The sequence below is a fragment of the Pseudomonas sp. CFII64 genome (assembly GCF_000416235.1).
Taxonomy (GTDB): Bacteria; Pseudomonadota; Gammaproteobacteria; order Pseudomonadales; family Pseudomonadaceae; genus Aquipseudomonas.
This window is the reverse complement of the sequence record NZ_ATLO01000042.1, coordinates 351788-364653: the sequence shown is the minus strand read 5'-3', so window position 1 is coordinate 364653 and position 12866 is coordinate 351788. Positions and strand designations below refer to the sequence as shown.

Sequence of the window (12866 nt, the reverse complement as noted above, 5' to 3'; positions counted from 1 at the left end):
GCAGTGCATGAAGTTGATCGATGAGCAGCGGTTCACCCAGCGTTTGATGTTGCGGCCGCCCAGGGCTGAAGACCTGACCGCGCTGTTCGCCATTTATGGCGATCCCGCGACCAACCGGTTCAATCCTGCTGGCCCGTTACGCGAGAACAGCCAGGCGCAGGCATTGCTCGACAGCTGGCTCGCGCATTGGCAAGACAAGGGCTTCGGGCAGTGGGCCATCGCGACCCGCGAAGCGGCGGAGACCCTGATCGGATTTGGCGGAATAGACGCACGCATGTATCTGGATGTCGAGCGTTTGAACCTGGGTTATCGCTTTGCCGTGACGGCCTGGGGAAAAGGCTATGCCACGGAGCTTAGCCAGGCCGCGCTGGATTACGGGTTTAACGACTTGCAGGTGGCGGACATTTTTGCCGTGGTAAGGCCCAGCCATCTAGCCTCCATTCGCGTGCTGGAAAAGATGGGCATGCAGCACATTGACTCCCTCGACGACGTGCCAGGTCAGCCCGCCAGTCATGTGTACCGAATCAGTCGACCTTCCTGATCAACCTGCGAATCGCTTCGCCCCCGCCACGCAAAAGATCACCGCAATGCAAACCCCGAGCATGCCGATGCTGACCTGTTCGTGCAGCAGCGTGGCCGCCAACGTCAGGCCGAAGAATGGCTGGAGCAGCTGCAGCTGGCCGACAGCGGCGATCCCGCCCTGGGCCAGTCCGCGATACCAGAACACGAAACCGATCAGCATACTGAACACCGAAACGTAGCCCAGGCTGAGCCACGCCGGCAGACCGATACCCGCAAATGACGTCGGGCTCAACGTCCACGCCAGCGGCGCCATGACCGGCAAAGCCAGCACCAGCGCCCAGCTGATCACTTGCCAGCCGCCCAATGTCTTTGAAAGCCTGGCCCCTTCGGCATAGCCCAGACCGCAGGCGAGGATGGCCAGCAACATCAGGATGTCGCCTGCGGGCGCGACGCTGAGGCCTTGGGACACGGCAAATCCCACCACCAGCGCGCTGCCCAGCACTGAAAACAGCCAGAACACTGGCCTCGGCCGTTCGCCGCCGCGCAACACGCCGAATACCGCTGTGGCCAGCGGCAGCAGGCCGACGAACACAATCGAATGCGCTGACGTTACATATTGCAACGCCAGCGCCGTGAGCAATGGAAACCCGACCACCACGCCCATCGCCACAATTGCCAGCGGAAACAGTTGATGGGTAGCCGGTCGCCGCTGGCGTAACAACATCAACAGCCCAAGTGCCAATACTCCGGCAATGCTTGCCCGGGCCACGGTCAGGAACACCGGGTCGAATTGCATGACCGCCAGGCGTGTTGCGGGCAACGAGCCACTGAAAATGACCACGCCGATCAGGCCATTGAGCCAGCCGCTGGCAGGCTTGGTGTCGACATCAATTGCCGTTGAGGTCTGTTGCATAGCGCTTCACTCACTGTGGTCAAGGTAATGCCGGTTGCGTCTGGCTATCGTATGGCTGAAGATCATGACAATCAAAAAATCGTCATGGATACATGTTCATATGGCCCGTGCTCGCTACAAGACCCTGGTGGATGCATTCGCTGCCGACATTCGCTCAGGCGGGTTGCCGCCCGGTACTCGCTTGCCTACGCACCGGGAACTGGCCGCCCGCGAGGGTCTGGCGCTGGTGACGGCGTCCAGGGTTTACGCCGAGCTGGAGACCATGGGGCTGATCAGCGGCGAAACGGGGCGGGGTACTTTTGTCCGGGAAACGGCGTTGCCGCCGGGGCGTGGCATCGATCAACAGGAAGTGGCGGCAGGCATGCTGGACCTCAGTTTCAATTACCCGTCACTGCCCGGTCAGGTTGAACTGTTGCGCGGTGCACTGCGCCAGTTGGCGGTGGCGGGGGATCTTGAAGCACTGCTGCGCTATCAGCCCCACGCCGGCCGTCTGCACGAGCGCGCGTGTCTGGCGCGGCATCTGACCGGTCGTGGTTTGGCGGTCGCCGCTGAACAGCTGCTGATTGTCAGCGGCGCGCAACACGGTTTGGCAATTGCCGTCATGGCGCTGTTCAAGCCCGGTGATGTGATTGCCGTCGACGCGCTTACGTACCCAGGATTCAAGGTGATTGCCGACGCGCATCATCTGGAGCTGGTGTCGATCCCGATCACCGACCGGGAACCGGATCTGGACGCGCTTGAGACCTTGTGTGCCAGGCGCCGGGTCAAGGCGGTCTACGCCATGCCGACGCTGCATAACCCCATGGGCTGGGTGCTGGATCTGGCCTGGCGGGAGCGACTGGTGGCTATCGCCCGGCAGCACGGATTGTTGCTGATCGAGGATGCCGCCTACGCCTTTCTCGCCGAGAATCCGCCGCTGCCCTTGGCGACGCTGGCACCCGAATTGACGGTGTACGTCTCCGGTTTCTCGAAAAACATCGCCACGGGATTGCGCGTTGGTTTTGTCGTCACGCCCCTGGATTGGGTGCCGCTGTTCGAACGAGCGATAAGAGCGACCACCTGGAATACACCCGGCGTCATGACGGCAATGGTTTGCGGCTGGATCGAGGATGGCACCGTTGCCCGTCTCGAAACCGAGAAGCGCGAGGATGCCTCGACCCGGCAGGGGCTTGCTCGAAAGGTGCTGGCCGGTTTGCGTTGTATCGGCCACCCCAATTCTTATTTTCTCTGGCTGCCGCTGCCGGAGGAGGTCCGCGCCGATAAGGTCACCGTGGCCCTGTTGCGGGCAAATGTCGCGGTTTCCACCGCCGAGTCTTTTGTCGCCTGCGGCCCGGTGCCCCACGCGATTCGGCTGGCACTGGGTTCTGTCGACTTGCCGACGCTTGAGGTGGCACTCAAGGAAGTCCGGCGGGTGATTGATCAGTACGCGTATTGAGTGGCCCGTAGAGCCACTCGCAAAACGCCTGAAACGATCAGATGGCGCTGTTGTAGCGGCGACTGGTCACCCAGCAGATGGCCAGCGCAATGATCGCCACCAGGCCGCCGACAAACCCGACCCAGGCCGCGCCCAGATGATGGACCACAATGCTGCCCAACAACGCGCCGCCGCCGATGCCGATGTTGTAGATGGCTGAGTGCAGCGCGGTGGCGACGTCGGTGGCGTCCGGCGCCATGCGAATTACCTGGGACTGCATTTGCACGCCGAAGCACAACATCGCCAGGCCCCACACGGCAAACACGGCAACCAGCGCGTAGACGCTCAGCGACGCCCAGAACATCAGGCCCAGACACAGGCACAAACAGCCAATCGCGATGTGCGTCAGGGTCGCCGGGAAGCGCGTGTGCAGGACGCTGAAGAAAATCGAGCCAAGCAGCCCGGCCAGACCGAACAACAGCAGCAGCCAGGTGGTGGTCGACTGGCTGAAGCCGCCCACCGACTGCACGAACGACTCGATGTAGGTGTAGGCGGTGAAGTTGGCGGTCACCACCAGCGCGGTGATGACATACAGCGACACCAGGGCCGGGCGCTTGAAGAGGATCGGCAGGCTGGTCAGGCTGCCGCTGTTCTGGCTCGGCAACAGCGGTAACTTTTTGGCCAGCAAAAACCAGATCAGACACGCTACCAGGGCGATGGCGACGAAGGTTGCGCGCCAGCCCATGCCTTCGCCCAGCAGACGGCCAATCGGGATACCCAGCACCATCGCCAGCGACGAGCCCATGGCCAGGATGCTCAGCGCGCGGCCATGATTGGCCGCTGGCGCAAGACGCACAGCCAGCGATGCGGTAATCGACCAGAACACCGAGTGCGCCAGGGCAATACAGATACGGCTGATCACCACGATGGTGAAACTGGGGGCGAGACTCAGGATGATGTGGCTGGCGATCAGTGTGCCGATGGCCACTTTGAGCAATAGCCGCCGCTCGACGTTACGCGTCAACAGCATCATCGGCAGCGACATCAGGGACACGGTCCAGGCGTAAACCGTTAACATGGGTCCCACTTGCGCCGGGGTCATGTCGAAGCTGCTGGCGATGGCGCTCAACAAGCCCACCGGAGCGAACTCGGTGGTGATGAAGATGAACGCAGCAACGGCCAGCGTGCAGACACTGATCCAGCTGGTAGGTTGCGCGTCGGCAGTCGTAGTCATGAAACCTCGCAAAAATTGGGTACGGCGGGCGACATTAAACCAGCTCTTTCTTCATATGGCGTTCGATCTGTTCCAGCGACTTGCCTTTGGTTTCCGGCAAGCAGAAGAAAACGAACAACAAAGAGCCAACGTTAATCACCGCGAAGACAAAAAAGGTCGGATTACCCAACGCTGCCAGGGCCATGGGAAAGGTGAAGGCCACCGCCGCGTTGAACAGCCATTGCATCGATACGGCGGTGCCGGTCAGCAGGCCGCGAACCTGCATCGGGAACAATTCCGACATCAACAACCAGTAGACCGGCGCGATACACATCTGCATGAATAACAGAAACAGCAGAATGCAGGCGAGGGCGGCATAGCTCTGGGTCAGGTTCTGCGGCATGAACGTCAGCACGCAACCCAGCGCGACCTGGGCCGCCACGACCATCACCAAACCTGTCATCAGCAGATGACGGCGCCCGAAGCGGCCGATGGCCCAGATCCCCAGCAGGGTCGCGATCACCGAGACGATGCCGTTGCCGATGGTGGCGGTCAGCGCAGCATTGGTGCCCATCCCGGTGTTCTTGAGAATGATAGGCGTGTAGTACATGAATGCGTTGACCCCGGTGAACTGGGCGGTGAAACCCAGGCCGATACCAATCAGCAACAGCTTGATGACCCAGCTCTGACGCAGCAACTCTTTGATCGGCGGGCGTTTGCGCGCCTGTTGGTGCTGGACCTTCATGTCGTCGACTTCGCTTTGCGCATCCTCAGGGCTGTCGCGGAGTTTTCCCAGCACGTCCCTGGCTTCATCGAAACGACCCTTGGACGCCAGCCAGTGTGGCGAAGCCGGCACAAAAAAGGTCCCGACCAGCAGCAAAATGCCCGGCAGCATGGCGATGGCCAGCATGTAGCGCCAGATTCCCGGGACCTGGACCAGCGCGGCCAGCAGGGCGCTGAGCGCATAGGCCAGCAATTGGCCGCTGACGATCATCAGTTCGTTGCGGCTGACCAGACGTCCGCGTTTTTTAGGACCGGCAATCTCGGCGATAAATACCGGGACCGTTGCCGAACCGCCACCGACGGCAATGCCCAGCAGGAAGCGCGCGGCAACCATGAACGGAATCGACGGCGCAATGGCCGTGCACAAGGCGCCAGCGATGAACAGCAACGACAGTAACCGCAGCGTCAGGCGCCGCCCGAAACGGTCCGATACGTAACCGCTGCCCAGCGAACCGAAGGCGGCGCCGATGATCAGCGAGGACGTGACCAAACCCTCGGTGACGGCATTCAGGCCCAACCCGCCCTGTTCCACCGGCAGCGTCATGAAAGGCAAAGCGCCGGCGATGATGCCGGTGTCGTAGCCAAAGGCTAGCGCGCCCATGGTGGCCACGAGTACCGAAATGAAGATCAACCGTTTTGACGACGTGTTCTGCCCGGCCTGTTCATGGCGGGCTGAGGAAGTAGTGCTCGAAGACATGAACTGCAAAATCCTGTGGTCGATCTGAAGGGAAGCGAAGCAGGAACGTTGCTGCGCGACGACCTGAAAGACTGCGATGAGCGTTTTTTCACGCCGGTTCCAGGGGCCGACAGGTAAGTGCTGGTCTGCTGGCTTGGGATCTTAGGGGGCCGCCGCACGTGCGAGTTCCCTATTAAAAGCGAGGATTGGAGAAAAAGATGAAACGTTTCAGCTGGGTGCGGCAAAGCGGCCGGCTTTCGGCTGGGCCGCAACCTGTCTGACTGCTATCAGCTGCGCAAAAGATCAGACGCTTTCGCGCTGTGCATTCTTCGCTTGGGTCACGAGTCTTGCTCAAGGGCTGCGACCCGGTTTCTACCCAGGCGCTTGGCCTGATAAAGCTGCTGATCAGCGCGATTGATCAACGCTGCCGGAGTGGGGTCCGATACGTGCGCCAGAGCAACACCGACGCTGACGGTGACGTGCCCGACCACGGCAAACGTGGCTTGGGCAATGGCCGAGCAAATGTTCCGGGCAACGATCAGCGGGCTTTGTTCGTCTTCGATTTCCAGCAACAGCACGGCGAATTCCTCACCGCCATAACGGGCGACGAAGTCAGTGGCGCGGGTGCTGGATTGAATCAACTGCGCCAGTTGCACCAGCACTTCGTCGCCGGTGGCATGACCGAAGGTGTCGTTGATGCGTTTGAAATGGTCGGCGTCGATCAACAGTAACGCGAATGCCCGGCCCGTGCGTTTGAACAGCAGGCTGGACTCCTCAAGCTTTTCATCCAGCCGACGCCGGTTGTAAACCCCGGTGAGGGCATCGTGGCTCGCCAGTTTCAGCAGTTCGGCATTGGCCTCGGTCAGCGCTGCGGTGCGTTGCGCGACGGTGGTTTCCAGAGAGGCGTTCGCCGCCTGCAATTCACGCTCCTTGCCCAGCAGCGAATCAGTCATGCTTTGCAGGGATTGGCCCAGTTGTTCGATCTCCTGAACCGGATGCTGCAGGGGAAAGGACACGCCAGTGCGATGGGCCTGAACCAGCTTGGCGGATTTTGCCAGTTGCTCGATTGGCCGACTGAGGGTCAGTGCCAGATAGTAAGCCACCACCGCGAACAGCAGCGCGGCAAGCCCACCCAGTCCCAGCAGCTTGTAGAACAGGATGCGAGCGGGTTGCAGTGCGGTATTCAGTGGCTGGCGGACCGCGATCTTCCAGGCCAGCCCCGAGTTGGGCGGCGTCGGCACCGCGACGACGCTGCTGACATATTCGCTGTCCACCGACCAGCCCGAAGCGTTGGAAAGGGCAAGGGGCGATCCAGCGATGGTGTCTTGCTGCTGCCCGGCAAGTTGCTCCGGGTAGAGTATCCGGCCTTCCTGATTGACGATCAGCACCTGCGTGTCGGCGCTCATGTCGGTGTGCGAGACGGCGGATTGAACAATGGTCGTCACCCAGCTCCAATGGGCATGCGCGCCGAGGACGCCAACCACTTGACCCTCGACATTGATAATGGGTGCTGCAAAGTCAATGAAACGCAACGGCTCGCCGTTGGTATTGGAGGGCAGCATTTTTGCCAGCAACAGCGCCTCATGAGGGTCGCCGGTGTAGGGGCCGCGCAATCCGGCCTTGAACCAGGGGCGTTCTTTCACCGACTGGTTCAGCAACAGGCCTTTGACAGCCTGGCGAACACGGCCATCGGTGTCCGCCACGCCCATCCAGGCGTATTCGGACCGTGACTGACTGCGCAGCTCCATTGACGGCAATATATCCGCGTCATCGAGGTTGCCGCGCACCAGATGAGGTTCGCGGCTAAGCAGGTAAATGTCCAACTGCCTTTCGCGCAACTGGATGCCCAGCAACGCCGCCGTTGATCGGGCCGTGCTCGCCAAGGCGCTGCCGCTCGCCTGCTTCATTTGCTCGGTGGCGATATGACCCACGTACACGCCGACGATCAACAGCGTGAGCAGGGAAAGGCCGGCGAACCAGAGGGTCAGGTGGCTACGGAGACTGGCTTTGAGCATGGGCGCGACCTGACGACTGGACTGAGAACATGTTATGCGCAATGAATGGCTATCCGCCAGCCAGATTCACCCTTAAATGAGGCACATTGCTGGCCCCGCAATCTCAGATTGCCCGTCAAACTGTGTTTCTTTTCAGAAAGTTAGGTGCTGGCTTGATGCGGATCTTTGGATTGATTGCGGCGACGTTGGTCTTGGTCAATGTTTCGCTTACGGCTCAGGCGAAAGAGCCGAGCATGAACGGGCGCGCTATTTGCGCCTGGGGTTCGGGCATTGCAGCAGGCGCCCAGGAATCGAAGCTTGCGGGAGTCACCCTTTATGGCGCACGCAAGAAGCTGCAAGCCCGGAAATTTACCCAACCCTGGATGCGCATGACGGCCATGGGCATCACCGAGCAGACGTATAAAAGTGCTTCACGCCTGAAGCCGGCCGGCATCAAACAGACCTATTTCGAGCAGTGCGTCAATCATGAGTTGGCGCGTAAATAGCGGAAGTTTTCTGCGGACTCAAATTCCACGCGAGCCCCCAGACGACTTCACTGGGTCGGCAAGCCAACAGGATTCGTAGGACCGGCTTGAGCCGGGAGGGGAAAGGTCTGACGACGCAACTGCTGCGAATGTACCTGCCGCCTCCCGGCTGAAGCCGGTCCTACGGGATATGTTCAAATTCAAATGGTTAGACGGGTATCAACAATTCATTGCGTTAAACAGCCGCAATCACTTCCGATCAAGCCACACGGTCTGGGCATTACAGAACTCGCGTACGCCGAAATGCGACAGCTCGCGGCCGAATCCGCTTTTCTTCACGCCGCCAAAGGTGACGCGTGGGTCTGATGCGCAATAGCCGTTAATGAACACGCCACCGGTTTCCAGCTCGCCGGCCAGTTTTTCAGCCAGGGCAATGTCGCGGGTATAGATCGTCGAGGCGAGACCGAACTCGCTGTCGTTGGCCAGTTCCAGCGCATGCCGTGCGTCCCGCGCCGTGATAATCGACGCCACGGGGCCGAACAGTTCCTGTTTGAACGAGGTCATCTGATCGGTGACCTCAGCCAACACCGTGGGCTCATAGAAATTACCAGGCCCAGCGGCTTTTTTGCCGCCGAGAAGCAAGGTCGCGCCTTCTGCCAGAGTGTCCTGAACCTGTTGATCCAGTTCATCACGCAAATCGAAACGCGCCATGGGGCCAATGTAGGTGTCCGCTGCCAACGGATCGCCGGTCACCAGTTGGCGTGTGGCTTCGACGAATTTTTCGGTGAAGGCGTCAACCACGCCTTGCTCGACAATCAGGCGCTTGGCAGCGGCGCAGACTTGCCCGGTATTCTGATAGCGGCCAATCACTGCGGCGTTGACCGCTTCGTCCAGATCGGCATCGTTGAGCACAATGAACGGATCGGAGCCGCCTAACTCCAGGACGCACTTTTTCAGGGCTGCACCGGCCTGAGCGCCGATGGCCATGCCGGCGCGCACGCTGCCGGTCAAGGTTACCGCTGCGATGCGCGGGTCGGCGATGGCCGTGGAAACACCTTGGGCATCGACGTTGATGACCTCGAAGACGCCTTCAGGAAACCCTGCACGCTTGAAGGCATCGCGCAACAGATAGGCGCAACCCATGACATTCGGCGCGTGCTTGAGCACATAAGTGTTGCCGGCGATCAATGCCGGGACCGCGCCGCGAACCACCTGCCAGATCGGGAAATTCCACGGCATGACCGCCAGAATCGTACCCAGCGGCCGGTATTCGATGCGCGCCTTGCCGCCTTCGACCAGTGTCGGCTCAGCGCTCAACATCGCCGGGCCATGGGCGGCATACCATTCGCAAAGCTGCGCACATTTCTCGATCTCGCCTCGCGCCTGAGTGATGGGCTTGCCCATCTCCAGGGTGATTCTGGTCGCCAGTTGATCAACATCGTCACGCAACGCCCGGGCCAGCTCGATCAGCAATGCTGCGCGTTGTCCGACCGCAGTCCGCCGCCAGACCGAAGCGCCGACAGCTGCGCGGGACAGCGCGCCGTCCAGAGCCGATGCCGATTCGAAAGGGTAGTCGCCGATCTGCTCGCCGTTGACCGGATTGATGGATAGAGCATGGGTAAGGCTGGATATGGAAGTCATGTCACCGTCCTGCTTGTGGGGATGAACAAAGAGTACGGTGGCTTTAAGCTTCTAGAAACTGAATAATACTGAGCATATCGTTCACGTTTGGAGAATGAAGTGGATCTGGTCCAGCTGGAGATTTTCAAAGCCGTGGCTGAACACGGCAGCATCAGCGCCGCCGCGCAGCAGATTCACCGTGTGCCGTCGAACCTCACGACGCGGATCAAGCAGTTGGAGCAAGACCTCGGGGTGGATTTGTTCATCCGCGAAAAAAGCCGTCTGCGCCTGTCGCCCGCCGGCTGGAGTTTTCTCGACTACGCCCGGCGCATTCTCGCCCTGGTGGAGGAAGCCCGCGTGACCGTTGCCGGAGCAGAACCGCGCGGGCCGCTGCCCCTCGGATCGCTGGAAAGTACCGCAGCGGTGCGCATTCCTGGCCTGTTGGCGGCCTATAACCAGAAGTACGCCAAGGTCGAGCTGGATTTGTCCACGGGGCCGTCCGGGGCAATGATCGATGGCGTGTTGTCCGGACGGCTGGCGGCAGCGTTCGTCGATGGTCCGGTGCTGCATCCGGCCCTGGAGGGCGTGCCGACTTTCGAAGAAGAGATGGTGATCATCGCGCCGCTGGGCCACACGCCGATTCGCCGGGGACGGGATGTCAACGGCGCGAGTATTTATGCTTTTCGGGCCAACTGTTCCTATCGGCATCACCTGGAGAACTGGTTCGCCCAGGACGCTGCGGTGCCGGGAAAGATCTTCGAAATCGAGTCCTATCACGGCATGCTGGCGTGCGTCAGTGCCGGGGCCGGATTGGCCTTGATGCCGCGCAGCATGCTGGAAAGCATGCCGGGATGTGCAACGGTGAGCGTCTGGCCGTTATCCGAAGCATTTCGTTTTCTGCGCACCTGGCTGGTCTGGCGCCGGGGCACAATTTCACAAAGTTTGACCGTGTTTGTGCAAATGCTCGAGGAGCAGGGCGCGGCAACCCGCCACGCTGATGCGCATCGGCAGATCGAAACCTCGACGGTTTAAGCGTGCCTGCCGACTTCACTGCGTCGGCAGTATTGCCCGCGCCAGCGTGCCGCCCTGTGGCCGACGGAAAAGACGCAGTTCGCCGCCGTGCTCCAGCACAATCGCTCGCGCCGCCGAAAGCCCGAGGCCGACGCCTCCGGTGCTGCGGCTGCGTGACGTTTCCAGGCGAAAAAAAGGCTCGAAGACTTTTTCCAGCGACGCTTCGGGAATGCCCGGTCCGTTATCGGCCACTTCGATCACCACCGAGTTCGCGGACCAGGTCAGGTTGATGGACGGTGCTCCGGCGTATTTGATCGCATTGTCAGTGAGGTTGATCACCACGCGCTTGATGCCCAGCGGCCGCCCGAAATACACCTGCTTGCCAGGTCCGGAAAACTCCACCAGCACACCTTGATCCCGGTAGTCATCGATGATGGTCTGGATCAGTTCGGAAAGATCAAAAGCTGTGGCGGGTTCAAGCCGCGCGTCGTCGCGGAAAAAATCCAGTGCCGAGGTAATCATCGACTGCATTTCATCCACGTCACGAAACAGTTTGCGTTGCTGCTCTTCGTCTTCGATGAACTCACCGCGCAAGCGCATGCGCGTCAACGGCGCCCGTAAATCGTGGGAAATGGCCGCGAGCATCTGCGTGCGATCAGTGACAAAGTGCCGGATCTGCGCCTGCATGGCATTAAACGCGATGATCGCCTGGCGTATTTCATACGGGCCTTCAGGCGTGATGGCGGGGGAGTGAAAGTCACCGCCAAAACGCCGTGCGCCGTGAGCGAAGCGTTTCAAGGGGCTGGCCAGCCGACGCGTGGCGAACCAGGCGACGAGAACCACGGCAATCAGCCCGAGCAGCGCCAGCACGCTATTGCGAGCCAGTTGGGACATGCCCCAGGTACGGTCGGGCGCGACGAATGCCAGCCAGGTCGCGTCGCTCAACTGCACCGCCAGCATGTAGCGGGCCTGCGGATCGGCCTGCGGCCAATCGTCCGGTTCGTAGGCTTCTACATGACGCTCCAGGGAATGGGTGAGCTGCTGTATGACATACGCGTCGCTGAAGTCATCGCCTACCAACGGCGCGCCAATACTCTGGTGATCGGTGTACCAGTGCACGGTGAACAGTGAGTTACTGGCAGCGACGGCCAGTTTGGGGCGCAATTCAGGCGGCGCTACTTCGATCAGGCGGGTAATGGCCGAGGCTTCTTCGAGCAGGCCGATCTGCTCCAGTGACGGTCGTGACCAGACGCCCGCCGCCTGCACAAATAACGCGTATAGCGCCAGACAGGTCACCATCGCCGCGATGATCGTCAGCGCAATCCAGCGCACGATGGTGTCCCTGGATCCGTCCAGCGGGCTCATCGCCGGCTCACGTCGGCGGTGAATATGTAGCCGCCGTTGCGCACGGTGCGAATGATGTCGGGCCGCTTGCTGTCGGGTTCGATCTTGCGGCGCAACCGACTGACCTGTACATCGATGCTGCGATCAAACGCTTCGTGAGTATGCCCGCGGGCCAGATCAAGCAATTGCTCGCGGGTGAGGATGCGTTGCGGGTGCTCGACGAACACCCGTAACAGGTCAAATTCGCCGCCCGACAGCGGAACCATGACGCCTTGAGCCGAGCGCAGTTCCCGGCGGGTCAGGTCAAACTGCCAGGCACCGAACAGGATCAGCGGGTGACTTTTATCAGCTGCTCGCACGGGCTGATCCGAGGTGCGTCTTTGTACCGAGCGCAACCGCGCGAGCAATTCCCGCGGATCGAAAGGTTTGGTCAGGTAATCATCGGCGCCCAGTTCCAGGCCGATAATCCGGTCGCTGACTTCGCTCATCGCGGTGAGCATGACCACCGGCGTGTTCGACTCCGTACGAATCTTCTGGCAAAGACTCAAGCCACCTTCGCCTGGCAGCATCACGTCGAGAATGATGATGTCGGGACGCTGATTCTTTATCGCCGCCCACATGCTGACTCCGTCGCCCGCTACTTCAACTTCGTAGGCGTGGCGGACGAAAAATCTTTTCAGCAGGTCGAGGATTTCGACGTCATCGTCGACGATCAGAAGTTTGCTCACGAGGGTCCAGTCAGGGCGATTGATGAGCCCTAATCTAAGTGAAATAAATGGCCCGGTCATATATTTCAATCCGGTAACAATCATTCCACACAGGCATATTCGCGACACATTCGAGCAAGGTGAGTCGCCCATTCCTGGGCACTGTGATCAGCCGGTCCGATGT

At 60.5% G+C, this 12866-nt stretch carries 11 protein-coding genes; 4 read left to right on the top strand and 7 right to left on the bottom strand.

Annotated elements, in window-relative coordinates; genetic code table 11:
* The first annotated feature begins 7 nt into the window (after positions 1 to 7).
* Entirely contained in the window at positions 8 to 541 is a 534-nt protein-coding gene (locus CFII64_RS19585; RefSeq protein WP_020292568.1) for a GNAT family N-acetyltransferase, read from the top strand.
* Here the strand turns inward: CFII64_RS19585 and CFII64_RS19580 are convergent, their stop codons facing one another.
* Positions 542 to 1435 carry a DMT family transporter gene (locus tag CFII64_RS19580; RefSeq protein ID WP_020292567.1) on the bottom strand — a complete coding sequence of 298 codons (894 nt, stop codon included), beginning with the start codon at positions 1433 to 1435 and terminating at the stop codon, positions 542 to 544.
* A 100-nt stretch (positions 1436 to 1535) separates the two neighbouring features.
* Between CFII64_RS19580 and CFII64_RS19575 the strand changes: the two genes are divergently transcribed.
* Positions 1536 to 2870 (top strand): PLP-dependent aminotransferase family protein, encoded by a 1335-nt coding sequence (locus tag CFII64_RS19575; protein WP_020292566.1) that lies wholly within the window; start codon positions 1536 to 1538, stop codon positions 2868 to 2870.
* 37 nt (positions 2871 to 2907) lie between these two features.
* Here the strand turns inward: CFII64_RS19575 and CFII64_RS19570 are convergent, their stop codons facing one another.
* From CFII64_RS19570 to CFII64_RS19560, 3 genes are all read right to left on the bottom strand, one after another.
* Positions 2908 to 4083: a sugar transporter gene (locus tag CFII64_RS19570; protein WP_020292565.1), complete on the bottom strand. Its 1176-nt coding sequence runs from the start codon at positions 4081 to 4083 to the stop codon at positions 2908 to 2910.
* A gap of 34 nt (positions 4084 to 4117) precedes the next feature.
* The gene (locus tag CFII64_RS19565) at positions 4118 to 5542 is read right to left on the bottom strand and encodes a sugar porter family MFS transporter (RefSeq protein WP_044901511.1); all 1425 of its coding nucleotides are present in this window, start codon (positions 5540 to 5542) and stop codon (positions 4118 to 4120) included.
* 317 nt (positions 5543 to 5859) lie between these two features.
* A complete protein-coding gene (locus tag CFII64_RS19560) occupies positions 5860 to 7536 on the bottom strand; it encodes a sensor domain-containing diguanylate cyclase (protein ID WP_020292562.1) in 1677 nt (558 codons plus the stop codon).
* A 155-nt stretch (positions 7537 to 7691) separates the two neighbouring features.
* Between CFII64_RS19560 and CFII64_RS19555 the strand changes: the two genes are divergently transcribed.
* Entirely contained in the window at positions 7692 to 8021 is a 330-nt protein-coding gene (locus CFII64_RS19555) for a hypothetical protein (protein WP_020292561.1), read from the top strand.
* Between the two features lie 228 nt (positions 8022 to 8249).
* Here CFII64_RS19555 and CFII64_RS19550 read toward each other — a convergent pair whose 3' ends face one another.
* A complete protein-coding gene (locus CFII64_RS19550; protein WP_020292560.1) occupies positions 8250 to 9641 on the bottom strand; it encodes an aldehyde dehydrogenase family protein in 1392 nt (463 codons plus the stop codon).
* 99 nt (positions 9642 to 9740) lie between these two features.
* Between CFII64_RS19550 and CFII64_RS19545 the strand changes: the two genes are divergently transcribed.
* Positions 9741 to 10652 carry a LysR family transcriptional regulator gene (locus CFII64_RS19545; protein ID WP_020292559.1) on the top strand — a complete coding sequence of 304 codons (912 nt, stop codon included), beginning with the start codon at positions 9741 to 9743 and terminating at the stop codon, positions 10650 to 10652.
* Positions 10653 to 10667: 15 nt separating this feature from the next.
* Here CFII64_RS19545 and CFII64_RS19540 read toward each other — a convergent pair whose 3' ends face one another.
* Together CFII64_RS19540 and CFII64_RS19535 are read right to left on the bottom strand one after the other, a co-directional pair.
* The gene (locus tag CFII64_RS19540; RefSeq protein ID WP_020292558.1) at positions 10668 to 11996 is read right to left on the bottom strand and encodes an ATP-binding protein; all 1329 of its coding nucleotides are present in this window, start codon (positions 11994 to 11996) and stop codon (positions 10668 to 10670) included.
* Positions 11993 to 12703 (bottom strand): response regulator, encoded by a 711-nt coding sequence (locus CFII64_RS19535; protein WP_020292557.1) that lies wholly within the window; start codon positions 12701 to 12703, stop codon positions 11993 to 11995. Before CFII64_RS19535 ends, CFII64_RS19540 begins: the two co-directional genes overlap by 4 nt.
* Between the last annotated feature and the right edge of the window lie 163 nt (positions 12704 to 12866).